The organism is Xenorhabdus sp. XBWT, assembly GCF_059072735.1.
This window is the reverse complement of sequence record NZ_CM180990.1, coordinates 3,396,913-3,414,502: the sequence shown is the minus strand read 5'-3', so window position 1 is coordinate 3,414,502 and position 17,590 is coordinate 3,396,913. Positions and strand designations below refer to the sequence as shown.

The window sequence follows — 17,590 nt, the reverse complement described above, 5'->3', positions numbered from 1 at the left end:
CATTATAAGAAAGCAATCCATAAAAAAAGCCCCGTGATGGGGCTTATTTTGTAGTTACTATCAAGGATGGTTTACATTGATTGCTAAAGATAAATAAATTACATATTTTATTGATTTAAATTGATTTTTTTGCAATCCGGCACTGGTAACTGTCTCCACCATGTTCAGTGACAAAGTGGCTCACGGCGCCACCAGTAAGTCGGTTGATGACTACGTTCTGCATAGTGCGCCATTCGTTCCCACGAGACCATTCTATCTGGTATTCTATTCTCTCATCCGTGATGATTGGGTTCATGACGCGGAAATTAGTAGAGTCTCGCCCATACGATTCACCATCTTCAGAAACGATAACAAGACCAGTCCATTTAGCGCTCTTGCCATTTTTAACGCAGTTTGTGCCTGAAAATTCAGGCCAGCCTTTAACATCAAAACAAAGGGTATTTGGGTCGGATAATGGCGCTGTAACAAGAGTCTCTATTGTTAGAATATATACTCTGCAATAAATAACCCCATGAATTCAAGGCTGCGCATTGCGTAGCCTTTTTCACATCTAAGGCCGCCTCGTGCGGTTTTTTTACGTCTCAATATCCCCTTTGATGGGGTGGAGGATTGAATGCAGACATGCTCTTTGCTTCTTAATGCGGATGAGTGGGATGTCATGCTGGATGATTTAGGAAATCTGGCTATCACCCAAAATCCTTATGCTGTGGCGCAAGACGCTGCGTGTGCATGCAGTACATTCTTAGGTGAGTGCTGGTATGACACAACTCTGGGTATTACATATTATCAGCGCATCCTTGGGCATTGGCCGGGTACGCAGCTTATCAATGCCAAGATGGAACAAGAGGCTCTCAAATTGCCTTACGTTCAGTCTGCGTCATGTACAGCGGTGAGTGATGCACATCGAAGTATTAATGGTGTGATGACTATCACAGACAGTAATTTTGACCAATTGACGGTGAATCTATGACGAAAACAGTAAATTTATCAACCAGTGTCCCGTCAGTAACATTTACCAAAACGGGTTTGCTGGTGCCTGATGAAATTGACATATTGAACGGGCGTCTTAGTGACCTATCTACGGCTCTGGGCGGGCAAATGAGTACCAGCCTGACGTCACCACAGGGGCAAATTGCGGTGAGTGACTCGGCTATTATTGCTGATAAAAACGACCAGTTGCTGGCTATCGTGAACCAGATAAACCCAGATTACGCCTCTGGTCGTTTTCAGGATGCTATCGGACGGATTTATTTTCTGGACAGAATCCCGGCATCAGGAACAACGGTAACGGCAAAATGCACCGGTATGGTCGGAACGGTAATTCCGGCAGGCAGTATCGCGCGTGATAAAACAGGCTACCTGTATCATGCGCTAAACAGTGCAACTATTCCCGCCACAGGTTCCGTGGATGTTGTTTTTCAGAATTCCTCTACTGGCCCAATACCATGCCAAATTGGGGATCTGGATACGATATACAGTTCTGTACCCGGTTGGTCTGGAATTCGTAATGAGGCTGCTGGTGTGCTGGGGGCAAATGAGGAAAGCCGAGCTAATTTTGAATATCGTCGCCGACAGTCTGTTGCCCGTAACGCCAGAAATACGTTAGGAGCCATCCGCGCCGCAGTACTGGAAGTCGCTGGCTTGGTTGACGCGTATGTCATTTCTAATAATAGTGGCTTTACAAAAAACATGGGGACATCCAACTATCCATTATTACCACATTCAATTTATGTAGGGGTATACGGAGGGAAAGCGGATGACATTGCTAATGCAATTTGGAACAGCGGTCCTCCGGGCATTGATATGTGTGGCAACACTGAACACACGATAGTAGATAAAGATGGTTATACGCATCCATATCCTGAGTACACAATCAAATGGGAAACAGTCAAGCCAATTGGAGTCTCTGTGCGGATTGATTTGCGGAAAAATGAATTCCTGTCATCGAATATTAATGAATTGGTCGTGAATGCAGTTCAAGACGCGTTTAATGGTATTGATGGCGGGACGCGAGCACGAATAGGAACAACATTATATGCCGGACGCTATTACTCCGGCGTCTATAATATTGATCAGGCAAACATTGATATTGTCAGCATTACCCTAAGCAGGAATGCCACCCATTATGATGCCGCTGTAAGTTTTGGCATTGATGAAATTCCTACGCTAGATAGTTCCAATATTACGGTTAATATGGTGGAGGTCTAATGTGAAAAATGTGGCCGAGACTATACTCGCCCAATACGCCGCCAGTCCTAAATTGAATTCCATCATTAATAGTTTCAATTCCGCAGTATCCCCCGATAAGTTTATCGATAATTTTTATGACTTGATTTGGAATATCGAAACCGCAGAAACCTACGGGTTAGATGTGTGGGGGCGTATTGTGGGCGTCAATCGTCTATTGACTGTTCGGGATGATTTTCAATATCTGGGATTCAACGAGGCGCGTCATTCGGTGCCGGAACGTTCTGATCCACTTCCATTTAATCAGGCGCCGTTTTACGGGGGCGGAGCATCGACAAAAACAGTCGAACTAACAGACGCAATGTATCGAAAACTCATCATGATGAAAGCAATGTCAAACATTACCGATTGCACCATCCCGAACATTAATCGCATGTTGGTTTATATGTTTGGTAATAGCGGACGGGCGTATGTAAAAAATGATGGAGGTCTGCGAATGAGCTACATATTTGAGTTTGAGTTATCTATAGCTGAACTAGGAATAGTCCAATCATCAGATGCGTTGCCATACCCTGCTGGGGTCAGTGTCTCAATTATCCAAAAGGTACAACAATAATGAAATTAAATGATAAACCACGTCAGATTTTAGTTCCATTTGCCAGTGCTGGCGATAAAAACGTGATTCCGAATGCAGCGACAGAGCATACTAAATCTAACGGCAATGCAGCGTATGACAGTGGATTTCCTCCATCCACAATGACGCCGATTTCCGCTGGTGGAGTACCACCGCACGGTCAGGATTTTAATGGCCTCTTGAACGATATCACGGCAGCGCTGCGTTATTTGCAATCAGGTGGGCTATACACATTCAATGCGGAGTTCTGTCAGGCTATTCGAGGATATAGTGCGGGTGCTGTAGTGCTCGGTGCAGATGGTAAAAAAATTTGGTGGAATACTGTTGATGGGAATATGACGGACCCAGACAGCGCAGCCGCCGCAGGTTGGAAAAGCATGCTCACCGATCCTGAAGGGTTGTTTTTGCAGAAATCCAACAACCTAGCAGATGTTATCAATAAAGCGACTGCGCGTAGTAACTTGGGATTAGGGGCTATTTCGACGCTGGATAAACTCCCTGATGCCTCACTCACCCAGCGCGGCATTGTCCAGCTCGATAACGCGGTAGACAGCAACAACGAAACACAGGCAGCGACCCCGAAAGCGGTTAAGGAAGCGTATGACAATGCTAATTCTCGTCTGGAGAAAAACCAGAACGGCACAGACATTCAGGATAAGGCGGCTTTTATCAACAATCTTGAATTACGGGATACGGTTAATCAGGCGAAAAATGCCCTGCCGGTTTCCAGTGCAAAACATGCCTCTATTGGTTATCTGACGCTCATCAGCGGGGATCAATTACCGGGAATGCGATTTATTTCTAATGATGCGCACCTCATTGGTTTTGAAGCGACTCAGGGAAAGCGTCTGACGATTTACGCAGATACCCCCAACAAACAGCGACGATATACACTGGATTTCCCTGAGAAAGACGGCCAGCTGGCTACCATTAGTGACATTCTTAGCAATATTGGTAACCTTCGCCGAAACACGGCGAATAAATCGTCCTCCGGCTGGTGGAAATGCGGGGATACCGGTATCATCCTGCAATGGGGGAGAGTGATAGATACACCGTCAGAAGGGCGTGTTGTCCTGCCAATGCGTTTTCCCGAAACAACCGCTTTTGTGCAAATGACGTTATCGGGTTCGAATATTTATAGTGACGCGACGATAATGCAACTGGATCATAACCAGTTGTCTAATGAGTCGTTTAGCTATGCGCGTGTAGGGACACAAGTTCGGTTTAACTGGATTGCCGTGGGGTATTGAAATGTACACATACAGTGCGAAAGCCAATGTATTTTGTTTGAATGAGCTAAAACCTCGTTATCTGGAGATGGGGACGTGGCCGGATGACGGCGTTACGGTCAGTGAGACTGTTTTTAACGAATTTGCAGGAAATATGCCGCCCGCAGGAAAAATACGTATTGCTGGCCCGAATGGGTTACCAACATGGGGTGACATTCCCCCTCCGACACTGGAAGAATGCCAGCAACAAGCCGAACGAGAAAAACGTCATTTAATGGCGCAGGCCTCAACGGTGATCACTCCACTGCAGGATGCCGTTGATTTGGACATGGCAACCGATGCCGAAAAATCCACACTCACCGACTGGCGTAAATATCGGGTACTGCTCAATCGGGTGGATTGCTCAACCTCCCCCGATATCGCATGGCCGGAACAGCCGAAGTAAGCATGGGGCTAAGTGCCCCTTTCACGATGGCGAATCCTGTGATATTCCGGCTGGCAGGTCTATTTCTGTCCGTGTCCAGATGCCGGAAGATTCGGTGTGGAATCAGAAACAGGTATTGGCATCTGATCCTCCGCAGGAGCATAGTGCCAAATAGCCCATAGGGGAGATTAGCGGGTAGTGGGGTGTAAGGCTGGGGATGATTGAGGTTCGTGATAGAGAAAAGCCCTCGTGGGAGGGCTGGGGGTTATTCTTCAAAAAGAAAATTATATTCGCCTAACTCTACAAGCTCTTCATCATATATATAGCCAGCATCTTCAATTATTTTCTTTTTCTTATATCTTTCAAATTCTTGTCTTGCATGATCTAATGCTGTGTCTTTTAGGTAATCTCGATACCCAGGGAAAACATCGTAGTCATTTAAAGTTAGCAACCTGTCTAGTTGAGCGTGAAGTGAGTGCATTGTCATCGCCTTCCCTTGAAGGGCTGTAGATTCTGCGTAAAGCAGAAATTGCTCAGAAAGTAGATGTAAGCGATATAACTCATCAGGCCTGAGATAATTTTTACCAACTTCAATTTCTTTTTTAGTGGGAAAAGTTCCGATTATGGAGTAAAGACCCATGTTATCTTCACGATGATTTGCCCTATCAAGAATTAACTTTGAGCTAGTCATTCCTGTCACAGCATGATGAAATTTGTCTTGCAGGAGAGCGTAAAAAGTTCTGACTTCTTGAGATGAGGGATTGTAGTCAGAAGCGCTAATCTTAAAGCATTCACGTACCTTAGCGTAAACCTGCTTTTCTCCAGATCTTATTTCGCGAACTTTTGCTGCTAATTTGTTGACTTTTTCCGGTGATTCACTGAGAGCTTTTTCGTTAAGGATATAACCTTGTTCAAGATAAGTTCTCAGTGTTTGAGTTGCCCATTGACGAAAATGTATTGCTCTTTTGGCACTCACCCTATAACCGACGGAAATAATGATATCTAAATTATAGTGGGTTAAAATTCTGCGGACTTGCCTATTTTTTTCATTTTGAACTACCTGAAAATCTTCGGTAGTTGCTTTTTCCTCTAACTCACCATCTTGAAAAATATTGCGAATGTGGTAAGAAATAGTGTCTTTATCAACATCATATAGCTGTGCTATTTCTTTAGTTGTAGCCCATATTTCTTGCGTATCCCGATGTATCTTGAAATCAATTAGCTCATTTTCTTTTTGAAAGACTACCAGACTAAAGCGTTGATCGGCACTCATGCAGAATTCCCTATAGTTAATTGATTTCAATAGAACATAGCGACAAATATATTATCACTCTCAATAATCTGTTGATCAGAAACTCCCTAATCTGTGAGATAACGGCGTAATTAATTCACACAGGATGCAATAAAAAATATTGTTTCAAATTAATACTGTTTCAATAACTTATATTATTGATGTGGTAATTTAATATTTTTTCAGAAAGCTGATAAAAATAGTATGTATGAATAATGTCTGGATATTTCATGAGATTGGATTTTATGTTTTCCTATTTAGAGATGTAAACTAATAAATACATTACATTTTTCCTTAAAGTCCCATAAAAAATATATATTGAAATATATTATTTCTTATGATGTTATACATATTGTATTGAGAGGTTTTCAATGGATTATATTATAATTATACATATTGAGAGGAAATTATGAATAATAATATCGCATTAAAAAGTAAAAATGGTTGGTGGAAATGTGGCTCGACAGGTATAACTTACCAATGGGGAACTATAAATAGGGCAACAGATCAAACTAATGTTGATTTTCCCACTCTATTCTCTACTGCCTGTTTTAATGTGCAATTAACTTTAGCAAGTACTAATGGGTCGAGCCAAATAAATATTGTTGCTCAAAGTTTATCAACGTCAGGATTTACATATCAAGGCTATTCGGCAGAGAAAGAAGCTTATTGGTTTGCTATAGGTTATTAATATAAGATTTATTTTATCAAGAACAGAAAAACTAAAAGCCAGAATACTTTCTGGCTTAATAATATGGCTGTACGAGATAATTTTAACTGTTTTATTTTTTCTAACTCCTGCCTAAAGTCGTAATGGCAATTATCCCGGATATCTTTTATTTCCGTTCCTGTGACAGAATAAGCAAAATCAACAGGTTACGTTAAAAAGGACAATTCTCCCCTTTCACTCACTCATCAAGAGGTGCGCACAAAAGAATGAGCCAGAAACAAAGGGTTAAGTTGTTTTGTCCAGACCCCTTGCGCTCAAAAACAAACCTTAAAAACAATAAGTTAACTCTTTTTGTCCAGCCCGTTATGTCCAAGTAATACATTGAAACACAATGAATTTATTCTTTTTGTCCAGCACATAAAGTAGCCATTGGGATTTTCCCAACAGTTGAAATAAAGACGAATTTACGGAAGAGATGTCTCGGGTGGTCAAAGTGAGGACCTCGAAAGAACCAAAGAGTTAATCAACTATAGGGGAAATCACCACAGTAGAGAGCTTGAGTTTAAGCCGTCCAGTACATACGGATTATCCCATATGTTAAATTGATATCCCTCCCAACCACTGCATCATTGGTGGGGTGGGTGTGCTAACCTATGCTGCTTGTAATTGCAACTCATTTCATTAGATTCTTTCCTTTATATAGGTAAGCATCCTCTGCTAAGATCAATCGATTTCTTAACAGTCAAGCATTGCATTGCCTAATTATTGGTTACTTCAATCAAATAGGACAACATGCAGGACAATATATAGTGCATACTTACATTTGTATCAATAAAATCAACGAGATAATTCAATGCTGCGGATATTGCTGAGTAACGATGATGGTGTCACCGCTCCGGGAATTCAAACTTTAGCGGCAACATTACGTAAACACTATCATGTTCAGGTGGTTGCACCTGATCGTAACCGTAGCGGTGCGTCTAATTCTTTAACGCTGGATCGTTCCTTGCGTATTAATACACTGAATAATGGTGATATTTCTGTCCAGGAAGGTACACCGACTGATTGTGTCTATTTGGGTGTAAATAAATTAGTTCGTCCCCGCCCTGATATCGTCGTTTCAGGGATCAACTGTGGCCCTAATCTTGGTGATGACGTGATTTATTCCGGCACAGTTGCGGCTGCGATGGAAGGTCGTCATTTAGGGTTACCCGCACTCGCGGTATCTCTAAATGGTGACAGACATTATGAAACCGCAGCAGAGGTGACAGTAAAGTTATTGACTTTGCTGCAACAATTCCCATTGAGAGCGGGTAATATTTTGAATATCAATGTGCCTGATATTCCGTTTGAACAAATCAAAGGCTTTCGGGTAACGCGATGCGGCAGCCGCTGTGCTGCGGAAGAAGTCCATACTTTACAAGATCCCAAAGGCAATATGCTCTATTGGATAGGTCCTCCGGGTGAAAAAAATGATGCAGGGCCTGAAACAGATTTTGCTGCGGTAGAAGAAGGATTTGTATCTATAACTCCTTTGCAGGTGGATTTGACGGCTTACAAAGCATATGAACTGATAAACGATTGGTTGGCAAAGGTCGGGGATATTGGGGAATGCTGAGCCGGGCAGTGAAAAATTTGCTGGTTCAATTACGCCAGCAAGGTATACATGACGAGCACTTGCTGGAAATCATGGCCAGCGTTCCTCGGGAATGTTTTGTTGATGAAGCTCTTGCACACAAAGCCTATGAAAATACAGCTTTGCCCATTGGACATGGGCAAACTATATCTCAGCCTTATATTGTTGCCCGCATGACAGAATTGCTGAATTTAACGCCTGAATCCAATGTGTTGGAAATTGGGACAGGGTCTGGCTATCAGACAGCGATACTTGCTCATCTGGCTAAACATGTTTTCTCCGTGGAGCGTATCAAGGGATTGCAATGGCAGGCAAAGCGGAGGTTGAAGCAACTCGACCTACACAATATCTCAACTCGTCACAGCGATGGTTGGAATGGATGGCCGTCAAAAGGCCCATTCGATGCCATAATTGTTACAGCAGCACCACCAGAAATTCCACAAGCTTTGCTTCATCAGCTTGCTGATGGTGGTGTCATGGTTTTACCTGTTGGCGAGAGTTCTCAGTCATTGAAAGTGGTGCATCGTTATGGAAATGATTTTCATAGCGAAGTTGTCGAATCTGTCCGTTTTGTACCTCTAATTCAAGGCGAGCTAGCATAATCAGCTGATTTATTTGAGGCGTAATTTTAAAATTGGCTGTCATTTTGTTTTAAGCTGAGCAAAATATCTCGCTTTAAATCTTTTGTAATTCTAAATTTCTTTATAAATCATCATTATTAGTACTTATATTTGCCTTTGTGGGGGAATAAGGTATGAATTTAGGAAACCCAATGAAAAAAATAAAGTGGATAATCATCAATATATTTATAGGGAGTATATTGGTTGGTTGTAGCAATACACCAAATCGTCCGGCTCCAATAGTGAATATTGATAATAGGGAAAAAAACGGAGGAATATCCTCCAGACCGTCATCAATTTCGACTCCTATGCCGTCTTCTCCTGCAATCATTTCAAAAAATAGTACGCCAGAGAATCGTGCTGTAGAAAACCGCCAGCCAGTGAATCCTGCTGCTAATGTGAGTTCACATCAAGGAAGAATTACCTATAGCCGTAACTACGAAAACATCCCGAAAGGCAGCTATAACGGCAATACCTATACAGTCAAACATGGCGATACACTATTTTACATAGCTTGGATTACGGGTCATGATTATCGTGACTTATCTCTCAAAAACAATATTTCAGAGCCTTATAGTTTAAATGTTGGTCAAGTCCTGAGAATGGATAATATAAACTCCAAGAATGGTGTATTAATAGCATCAAATAGTACCCAATCTAAAATTAAGCAGGTTGATTTTCAAAAAATTAATGCGTATCCTGCAAACGTTGATAGACCTAGCACAAGAAAAATGTTGCCAAGAGCAACTATTTCTGATAGTGACAGTGCCGCATTAAAAGCACCTACAGCAACTAATACGGGTATAAATGGTGCTGACAATCTTGGCACTATTAGTAGTAGTAGCTGGAGATGGCCTGCGGAAGGAAAGATTCTTGAAGGCTTCTCTGATTCTCAGGGAGGAAATAAAGGCATTGATATTGCGGGGAGTCGTGGCCAGCCCGTATTTTCAACTGCCAGTGGCAAAGTAGTTTATGCTGGGAATGCGTTACGCGGATATGGAAATTTAATAATTATAAAACATAACGATGACTACCTGAGCGCCTATGCTCACAACGACACTATGTTGGTACGTGAGCAGCAGGATGTCCAAGCGGGGCAAAAAATTGCCACCATGGGTAGTACCGGAACAAGTTCCGTGAGATTACATTTTGAAATTCGCTACAAGGGAAAATCCGTAAACCCGCTGCGTTATCTTTCGCAGCGATAAACCGGGGCAGGATCTGAAATTCCTGCCCGCATTATCATGGGTAGGAGCAGCTGATGAGCCAAAGTACGCTTAAAGTTAATAAGTTGTATGATGATGCGGATTTAGACGAAAGTGGCATGGAAGCCGATGACTTTGATGAAGCGTTGCTGAAAGATGGGGATGATGTAACCAATCTTGATGAAGATTTGGATTTGTTGCAAGGTGTAAACCAAAGAGTTCTTGATGCAACACAACTTTATCTCGGAGAGATAGGTTTTTCCCCTCTGCTGACAGCAGAGGAAGAGGTTCTTTTCTCTAGAAGAGCACTGCGTGGAGATATTGCGGCGCGCCAGCGTATGATTGAAAGTAATTTGCGTTTGGTCGTCAAAATATCCCGTCGATATAGTAATCGTGGATTAGCTCTGCTAGATCTGATTGAAGAAGGGAACCTTGGGCTTATTCGTGCGGTAGAAAAATTTGATCCTGAAAGGGGATTTCGTTTTTCCACTTATGCAACATGGTGGATACGTCAAACTATTGAACGTGCCATCATGAATCAAACCCGCACAATTCGTCTTCCTATTCACATAGTCAAAGAATTAAATGTCTATTTACGTACTGCAAGAGAACTGGCACACAAATTGGATCATGAACCCAGTGTTGAAGAAATTGCGGAAAAACTGGATAAACCAGTTGAAGATGTAAGTCGTATGATGCGGCTTAACGAACGCATTACTTCTGTCGATACACCAATTAGTGGCGATTCAGATAAAGCATTATTAGATATTTTATCTGATGAAAACGACTCAGGACCTGAAACAACCATTCAAGATGATGATATGAAAAGGAGCATCGTGAAATGGTTGTTTGAACTGAACGCAAAACAGCGTGAAGTTTTGGCACGTCGTTTCGGTTTACTTGGATACGAAGCAGAAACATTAGAAGATGTTGGGCGAGAAATAGGATTAACAAGGGAGAGAGTTCGTCAAATTCAAGTTGAAGGGTTGCGTCGCCTTAGAGATATATTGCATACCCAAGGCCTGAATTTAGAATCATTATTCCGTACTTAATTATTTATACCCGGTTCGAAAAAACACGGTATATTTAGGTGGTAATCTGAAGGTGGGCTAATTAGGCCCACCTTTTATTTATTAAGTTACTTATATTTTCATTATAACTTTATCTTTTATACCTATTGGGTTTCAAGATGCAGCCCGACGGCAAGGGAATGACAAATTCGTCGGGAACGAATTTGCCCAGCCAAAGGTTGGCCTCCGGTGAAAGGCAGGAGCCTTTCATTAATCCCCTGGAGATGCTGAAACAGTGACTTAGCGTAGCGGCTGGCGCTGATATTGTCATAGCCTATCCCTCAGGCATCTATTATTTCCAGTATTTGATAAAAGTGGTGTAACTCTTCCTTAATTAACAGCACCATTTTGTAAATTAAATCATTACCATACGGTGATTTTTTACAGGCGGTAATTTGTTTGGTGACTTGATTTTTTCCCTTTAGTGAATGTATATCCCTAATTTTTTATAGGCAAAATTTTCGCAGGGTCGAAACCATGTCAGCAGTGCATCGGCACTCTCAGGATCGGCAGCATATTTGCGAATTAAAAACTTGGCACTTTGGGCAGCTTTCAATTCGCACAACATATGATCACTCAGTAAAACCGGCAGGCTTTCCGGCTGCCGGGCTTTTTTTACCCACTGATCGGGCGTCTCACACTGTAGAAACTGATAAATGGGCGCTAACAGGCTGTTATCAAACTTTAGCGTTACCCCATCTTGCTATGTCTTCCATAGCTGCGCCTTCCATGACTACACCATATCCTTCAGACGATAAATCCACTCCAGTGCCTGACGTGGGGTCAGCGTATCTGGATTCAGGTTTTCCAACGCTTCAACTGCCGGAGGTGTATCTTCTGCCAGCAAGGTTAATTGCGGTGTATCGACATGGCTTGCCGTTGCATGATTGGAGAGTGATTCCAGCTCTTTTAGTTTCTGCCGTGCGCGCTTAATCACATCACGGGGGACACCTGCCAAAGAAGCTACTGCCAGTCCATAACTTTTGCTGGCAGCACCTTCTTGTACACTGTGCATGAAAGCAATTGTGTCACCATGCTCAACGGCATCCAGATGAATATTGACGACGCCTTCCAGTTTTTCCGGCAACGTTGTCAGTTCAAAATAGTGGGTTGCAAACAGAGTCATTGCCTTGATGCGGTTAGACAGACTTTCGGCACAAGCCCAAGCAAGCGATAAGCCATCATAAGTTGAAGTACCGCGCCCGATCTCATCCATCAAAACCAGACTGTATTCGGTGGCGTTGTGCAGAATATTGGCGGTTTCAGTCATTTCCACCATAAACGTAGAGCGGCCTGATGCCAGATCATCGGAAGCGCCCACACGGGTGAAGATGCGATCTACCGGGCCAATAACCGCTTTCTCAGCTGGTACAAAACTCCCGATATATGTCAGCAACGTAATTAAAGCTGCCTGACGCATATAAGTACTTTTCCCCCCCATATTCGGCCCCGTGATGATAAGCAAGCGACGTTGTGACGCGAGCATCAATGGGTTAGAAATAAAGGGTTCACTCAACACTTGCTCAACAACGGGATGACGACCGCCAGTGATTTGAATACCAACTTTATCCGTCAGGGTTGGGCAGGTGTAATTCAGGGTTTCTGCGCGTTCGGCAAGATTTGACAGCACATCCAGTTCTGCCAGCGCTTCAGCACTGGTTTGTAATTCGGCCAGATGCGGCAGTAACAAATCAAACAGTTCTTCATACAGGGCTTTCTCAATAGCAAGCGCTTTGCCTTTGGAGGTCAGAACCTTATCTTCATATTCCTTTAACTCAGGAATAATATAGCGCTCTGCATTTTTCAGTGTTTGACGGCGGACATAATGAATTGGCACTAAATGGCTTTGTCCACGGCTGACTTGGATATAGTAACCATGTATGGCATTGAAGCCGACTTTCAAAGTATCAATGCCAAGTTTTTCACGCTCGCGGATCTCCAGTCGATCCAGATAATCGGTGGCACCATCTGCCAGTGCCCGCCACTCATCCAGCTCAGCATTATAGCCAGTAGCAATCACGCCACCGTCACGCACCAGAACAGGCGGTGTTTCGACAACTGCATTTTCCAATAGCACCTGTAACTCATCAAAATTCCCCACACGTTGCTGTAGCGCCTGAATATAAGGGGACTCAGAGGACTCCATGATTTGGTGAATATCTGGCAATTGCTGGAAAGAGTGGCGCATTCTGGCCAGATCACGGGGACGAGCCGAACGGAGTGCAAGACGGGCGAGTACACGCTCTAAGTCACCGACTTGACGCAAAAACGGCTGCAATTCATAACCAATATCTTGTAATGCAGAAATGGCTTGCTGGCGATTTTCCAGTATATCTTTATTACGAATTGGCGTATGCAACCAACGTTTTAGCATACGGCTGCCCATCGGGGTCACACACTGATCGAGTACAGATGCCAGAGTATTTTCGATACCGCCTGATAGATTTTGCGTCAATTCCAGATTACGGCGGGTTGCGGCATCCATAATGACTGTTTCCTGCGGACGCTCCATCGTAATACTGCGGATATGGGGCAGGCTGGTGCGCTGGGTGTCTTTTACATATTGCAGTAAACAGCCAGCTGCACGCAGGGCGAGCGCCGCTTTTTCCACGCCAAAGCCAATCAGGTCACGAGTACCAAACTGTAAATTCAGTTGCTGTCTTGCCGTATCCAGTTCAAATTCCCACATTGGGCGTCGACGCAGCCCATGACAGCGTTCAATCAGTGTTATATGACCAAACGTTTCGGGATAGAGCAGTTCTGCGGGACGGGTACGTTGCAATTCTGCGGCAATAGTATCTTGGTCAGCCATTTCGGAAATCTGGAAGCGACCAGAAGTAATATCCAGAGTCGCATAACCGAAACCTTGATTATCATGCCAGATAGCAGCCAGAAGATTATCCTGTCTCTCTTGTAGCAAGGCTTCATCAGTTACTGTGCCGGGTGTCACAATACGGACAACTTTACGTTCAACAGGGCCTTTACTGCTGGCAGGATCTCCGACCTGTTCACAGATCGCTGCCGATTCACCCAGCTGTACCAACTTTGCCAAATAGTTTTCAATCGCATGATAAGGAACACCCGCCATAGGAATGGGCTGACCTGCCGATTGCCCACGTTTGGTTAGGGAAATATCCAATAACTTCGCGGCCTTTTTGGCATCGTCATAGAATAACTCATAAAAATCCCCCATCCGATAAAGCAGCAGGATATCCGGGTGCTGTGCTTTCAGGCGCAGATACTGCTGCATCATGGGGGTATGGCTATCTAAATCCTTTGCTGGTGATTCTTTCATATTGATTTGATTCAATTTTACTATTCCTGTTGACTCAGTTGGGCCATTGATGCTCAGTCAACCCATCTAAATGATAAAACCTAAATATAATCAGCTAAGGATGGCACACTAATGAATCTCATCCTAGGCGAAAACACTATCTTATCACTGATAATCTGTGTGATTCATCTGTGGATTAGATTAAGACGATGTGGTCGGTAGGTTATCAGGATTACTCGCAGGAATGTATCAGATTTTTTGACTATTCAGCAGGATTGCGAAGCGACTCAATCTTCCATTACCACAGAACGTAATATTAAAGTATTACAAGATACTGGATATTTGATTCGCGTTGGAGCCAATTAAAGGGGGTTGTTGGCAGATTAGATAGATTTTAATTCAAATTTTTTTAGAAAAATCTGCAATAAATGTTGGCTTGAGTTGCGTACTAATGTAAGTGCATTATTAAAAAGGAACCTACACATATCTAATGGATTTCAGGATGCAGCCAACAAAGCTGCGACTTGAAAGATGTAAGGTATAACTTGCATAAAGAGAAAAATACATGACAAGAAGTAACGGCATATTGATAAAAGAATCCGATGAAATAAAGAAAATGGAAATCGCGGGGCGCATGACAGGACAGGTACTTGAAGCGGTTCGTTCGCTTATTGTGCCAGGTATAACGACCCTTGAAATTGATTCATTTTGCCATGATTACATTATCAATACCCTTGATGCGATACCGGGTAATCTGGGGCAATATGGCTTTCCCTATACGGTAAATACTTCTGTAAATCATGTTGTTTGTCATGGCTGGCCTTCTGAAAAGAAACTAAAGAATGGGGATATTGTTAATGTCGATGTGACCGTTAAAAAAGAGGGATACTACGGTGACAGTAGTATTACATTCTGTGTCGGCGATGTATCTTCCCATGCCCAACGCTTGGTCGATGTGACTCAGGAATGTCTGTATAAGGCGATTAAGCTTGTGAAGCCGGGTATCACTTTGGGCGATATCGGTCATGAGATACAGAAGCATGCTGAAGCGAATAATTACTCTGTAGTACGTGAATATTGTGGTCATGGTATTGGCTGTTCGATGCATGAGGAGCCACAAGTTTTACATTATGGCAAAAGGGGTGAAGGGATCGTGTTGGAAGAAGGAATGACTTTCACGATTGAACCCATGATTAACCAAGGTAAAAAAGACGTGAAGCTGCATAAAGATGGCTGGACAGTAACGACCAAAGATCGCCGGCTATCGGCTCAGTTTGAACATACAATCTTGGTCACTCGTGACGGTTTTAAGGTGCTGACCCTACGGGATGACGAGCGTGCATTTTTTGAAATCTAGTGAGTAGGGACTCCTTTATCTTTTAAGTTGCTGCCTTGTTGGTTACACTCTTCCCCCCGGTTAAATAGTCAGATGGTTGGGGGAAGTGTTTCTTTTTCCTCGCGCTGCAACTTGAAATAAATTGGTTTTGGTTTAACGGATTTGGGTAGATCTATCTTTATCTTTGCCTTTGGTTAAATTTGAATTATGTTGAACTTTAGTTAATATCCAAAATTTGATCTTATTCAGTAAAATAGATTTAAAGAAGTTTATCTAATCTTATATAAAATTACAGGGTTACTATGTCTTTATTGTATAAAAATAAGAACTCTTATTGCTTTATAGCTCTTTTCTTCCTGATTTTTTTAATGCATAAATGCTTAGGTTATCAATTAAAGTTGATATATGTTTTCAGTGCCTTCGCATTCTTTTTATTTATGTCTGTTGTCAGTAAAAGAGCCTATATCTTCCTGATAGCTTTTTTTTCCATTGTAGGAATGATTTATACTCCAATTGGTCTCAATTACGGTTATCCGGATATCAACGCAGTAGGATCATTAATCTATACCAATCAGTATGAAACTTTGGAATATATTAGTGGGCTTTCGGCTTCAACTTACTTGACCACTATCACTATTTTTATCCTGATGATATTTGCCTTCAAATTAAACATCACATTATCGGGGAAAGGGAAAAAATGGTTATTTGCACTGTTCTTCATTCCGGCTTTTTGGTCACCAGTTAAAGGGTATATTAAATCGGGCTTTGAAAATGACTCGGAGCTTTTGAACACCAGTTTACCTGAAGTTCGTTTTTTCAGTGATGCTTATCATAGCTACACAAAAGTCATGTCAGAAAATAGCCGATTTGCCAAGATTATTAAGAATAAAGATGACTGGCAACCTGTTATTAAGGAAGAAAAATACGATACATACATTATGGTGATTGGGGAAAGTGTCCGAAAAGATTTCCTGAATGCCTATGGTTTTCCTGATAAAAACACGCCATGGTTAAATAATGCGAATGCAACAATATTAACCCATTATATTTCTGCCGCACCATCGACACAGTTGTCACTGACGAATTCTTTGGCAATCAGTACAGTAAATGAAACTCAATTGAATAACAGTATCATTTCACTGGCGAGAAAAGCGGGATTTGAAACTTACTGGCTTTCTAACCAAGGTATGAAAGGTGGGTTTGATTCTCCCGTAGCGATGATTGGGCAGCAGGCTAATCATTATACTTTTTTAAAGGAAGGCAGTTCAGATGATCGTAGCTATATGCCGGATGAAAATCTGTTGCCTGCCATTCGTAACGCATTGACGAAAGATAAACAGAGGAAGTTGATTGTCATTCACTTAATGGGATCGCATCCACAACCTTGTGCCAGAACCGATGAGCAGTACACGACCTATTTCCATTCGAAAAATATTTCATGTTATATCCAGAGTATCTACAATACGGATAGCCTGCTGGCTCAAATTGAAAATATTGCCAAACAGAACCAATTACAGTGGACGATGCTCTATTTTGCGGATCATGGATTGTCATTTGTGCAAAAGAACACGAATGACGAGAATCTGACGCATAGTGATGATAATCAGCAAAACTATCAAGTTCCATTTATCATCACCGGTTACGATTATTCTGCTAAAAATACGATAGATGCACATCGCAGCGGTTTGTATCTTTTATCTATGTTATCCACATGGCTGGGGATAAAAGAACCTCGTTTGGTATCCGAATGTAATTGGTTTTCTAACCAAGAATGCCAGAACCAGCATACAATAATTTCATTTGATGGCGAATATAAAGGCTTTAATCAATTAAAAGACGACACTATTGACCCCGTTTTATAAGCAGTGAGTGATCTCACAAAATCTGATTCGTTTTTCCTCAGCAAGAACCACTGATAGAAGGATTCTGACCGCTTAATAGGGTATTCAACCGCTGGCTCAGATCCTTCCTATATTGCAGGGAGAGTTTTATATCATAGTGCAGTGTGGCGAGG

General features: G+C 42.4%; 14 protein-coding genes and 1 pseudogene. 12 read left to right on the top strand and 3 right to left on the bottom strand.

Features of this window, described 5'->3' with window-relative positions; genetic code table 11:
- Positions 1 to 613: 613 nt before the first annotated feature.
- From AC5JQI_RS14870 to AC5JQI_RS14850, 5 genes are read left to right on the top strand one after another with little or no spacing between them, the layout of a single operon-like run.
- A complete protein-coding gene (locus AC5JQI_RS14870) occupies positions 614 to 970 on the top strand; it encodes a contractile injection system sheath initiator (RefSeq protein WP_493912729.1) in 357 nt (118 codons plus the stop codon).
- Positions 967 to 2,208 (top strand): baseplate J/gp47 family protein, encoded by a 1,242-nt coding sequence (locus AC5JQI_RS14865; protein ID WP_275374778.1) that lies wholly within the window; start codon positions 967 to 969, stop codon positions 2,206 to 2,208. The genes AC5JQI_RS14870 and AC5JQI_RS14865 overlap by 4 nt, the downstream gene beginning before the upstream one ends.
- 1 nt (position 2,209) lies before the next feature.
- A complete protein-coding gene (locus AC5JQI_RS14860) occupies positions 2,210 to 2,803 on the top strand; it encodes a DUF2612 domain-containing protein (protein WP_275374777.1) in 594 nt (197 codons plus the stop codon).
- On the top strand, positions 2,803 to 4,071 hold the full coding sequence (locus AC5JQI_RS14855) for a phage tail protein (RefSeq protein ID WP_493912728.1): 1,269 nt from the start codon (positions 2,803 to 2,805) through the stop codon (positions 4,069 to 4,071). Before AC5JQI_RS14860 ends, AC5JQI_RS14855 begins: the two co-directional genes overlap by 1 nt.
- A gap of 1 nt (position 4,072) precedes the next feature.
- Positions 4,073 to 4,495, top strand: a complete 423-nt coding sequence (locus tag AC5JQI_RS14850) for a tail fiber assembly protein (protein WP_493912727.1) — start codon at positions 4,073 to 4,075, stop codon at positions 4,493 to 4,495.
- Positions 4,496 to 4,739: 244 nt separating this feature from the next.
- Here the strand turns inward: AC5JQI_RS14850 and rhuM are convergent, their stop codons facing one another.
- Complete coding sequence (gene rhuM / locus AC5JQI_RS14845; protein ID WP_493912726.1) at positions 4,740 to 5,747, bottom strand: RhuM family protein; 1,008 nt, start codon at positions 5,745 to 5,747, stop codon at positions 4,740 to 4,742.
- 427 nt (positions 5,748 to 6,174) lie between these two features.
- Between rhuM and AC5JQI_RS14840 the strand changes: the two genes are divergently transcribed.
- The 5 genes from AC5JQI_RS14840 to rpoS all read left to right on the top strand — a co-directional run bounded on the left by AC5JQI_RS14840 (position 6,175) and on the right by rpoS (position 10,948).
- Positions 6,175 to 6,456, top strand: a complete 282-nt coding sequence (locus AC5JQI_RS14840) for a gp53-like domain-containing protein (protein ID WP_275368504.1) — start codon at positions 6,175 to 6,177, stop codon at positions 6,454 to 6,456.
- Positions 6,457 to 7,288: 832 nt separating this feature from the next.
- Positions 7,289 to 8,053 (top strand): 5'/3'-nucleotidase SurE, encoded by a 765-nt coding sequence (gene surE / locus AC5JQI_RS14835; protein ID WP_323853378.1) that lies wholly within the window; start codon positions 7,289 to 7,291, stop codon positions 8,051 to 8,053.
- Positions 8,047 to 8,673 carry a protein-L-isoaspartate(D-aspartate) O-methyltransferase gene (locus AC5JQI_RS14830; RefSeq protein WP_493912725.1) on the top strand — a complete coding sequence of 209 codons (627 nt, stop codon included), beginning with the start codon at positions 8,047 to 8,049 and terminating at the stop codon, positions 8,671 to 8,673. The genes surE and AC5JQI_RS14830 overlap by 7 nt, the downstream gene beginning before the upstream one ends.
- A 152-nt stretch (positions 8,674 to 8,825) precedes the next feature.
- Positions 8,826 to 9,899 carry a murein hydrolase activator NlpD gene (nlpD, locus tag AC5JQI_RS14825; protein ID WP_493912724.1) on the top strand — a complete coding sequence of 358 codons (1,074 nt, stop codon included), beginning with the start codon at positions 8,826 to 8,828 and terminating at the stop codon, positions 9,897 to 9,899.
- 53 nt (positions 9,900 to 9,952) lie between these two features.
- A complete protein-coding gene (gene rpoS / locus AC5JQI_RS14820; protein ID WP_493912723.1) occupies positions 9,953 to 10,948 on the top strand; it encodes an RNA polymerase sigma factor RpoS in 996 nt (331 codons plus the stop codon).
- Between the two features lie 238 nt (positions 10,949 to 11,186).
- On the opposite strand, the pseudogene miaE reads toward rpoS, so the two are convergent.
- Positions 11,187 to 11,636, bottom strand: a pseudogene (gene miaE, locus AC5JQI_RS14815) (tRNA isopentenyl-2-thiomethyl-A-37 hydroxylase MiaE); the annotation flags it as partial.
- 63 nt (positions 11,637 to 11,699) lie between these two features.
- The gene (gene mutS, locus AC5JQI_RS14810) at positions 11,700 to 14,261 is read right to left on the bottom strand and encodes a DNA mismatch repair protein MutS (protein WP_493914698.1); all 2,562 of its coding nucleotides are present in this window, start codon (positions 14,259 to 14,261) and stop codon (positions 11,700 to 11,702) included.
- Positions 14,262 to 14,805: 544 nt separating this feature from the next.
- Between mutS and map the strand changes: the two genes are divergently transcribed.
- Together map and AC5JQI_RS14800 are read left to right on the top strand one after the other, a co-directional pair.
- Positions 14,806 to 15,597, top strand: a complete 792-nt coding sequence (map, locus tag AC5JQI_RS14805; protein ID WP_493912722.1) for a type I methionyl aminopeptidase — start codon at positions 14,806 to 14,808, stop codon at positions 15,595 to 15,597.
- A gap of 416 nt (positions 15,598 to 16,013) precedes the next feature.
- Positions 16,014 to 17,438, top strand: coding sequence for a phosphoethanolamine transferase (locus tag AC5JQI_RS14800; protein ID WP_493912721.1), 1,425 nt, complete (start codon positions 16,014 to 16,016; stop codon positions 17,436 to 17,438).
- The last annotated feature ends 152 nt before the right edge of the window (positions 17,439 to 17,590 follow it).

Coding starts and splice junctions, on each gene's coding strand:
- AC5JQI_RS14870 (WP_493912729.1), top strand. CDS start 614: ATGCAGACATGCTCTTTGCTTCTTAATGCGGATGAGTGGGATGTCATG.
- AC5JQI_RS14865 (WP_275374778.1), top strand. CDS start 967: ATGACGAAAACAGTAAATTTATCAACCAGTGTCCCGTCAGTAACATTT.
- AC5JQI_RS14855 (WP_493912728.1), top strand. CDS start 2,803: ATGAAATTAAATGATAAACCACGTCAGATTTTAGTTCCATTTGCCAGT.
- AC5JQI_RS14850 (WP_493912727.1), top strand. CDS start 4,073: ATGTACACATACAGTGCGAAAGCCAATGTATTTTGTTTGAATGAGCTA.
- rhuM (WP_493912726.1), bottom strand. CDS start 5,747: ATGAGTGCCGATCAACGCTTTAGTCTGGTAGTCTTTCAAAAAGAAAAT.
- AC5JQI_RS14840 (WP_275368504.1), top strand. CDS start 6,175: ATGAATAATAATATCGCATTAAAAAGTAAAAATGGTTGGTGGAAATGT.
- surE (WP_323853378.1), top strand. CDS start 7,289: ATGCTGCGGATATTGCTGAGTAACGATGATGGTGTCACCGCTCCGGGA.
- AC5JQI_RS14830 (WP_493912725.1), top strand. CDS start 8,047: ATGCTGAGCCGGGCAGTGAAAAATTTGCTGGTTCAATTACGCCAGCAA.
- nlpD (WP_493912724.1), top strand. CDS start 8,826: ATGAATTTAGGAAACCCAATGAAAAAAATAAAGTGGATAATCATCAAT.
- rpoS (WP_493912723.1), top strand. CDS start 9,953: ATGAGCCAAAGTACGCTTAAAGTTAATAAGTTGTATGATGATGCGGAT.
- mutS (WP_493914698.1), bottom strand. CDS start 14,261: ATGAAAGAATCACCAGCAAAGGATTTAGATAGCCATACCCCCATGATG.
- map (WP_493912722.1), top strand. CDS start 14,806: ATGACAAGAAGTAACGGCATATTGATAAAAGAATCCGATGAAATAAAG.
- AC5JQI_RS14800 (WP_493912721.1), top strand. CDS start 16,014: ATGTCTGTTGTCAGTAAAAGAGCCTATATCTTCCTGATAGCTTTTTTT.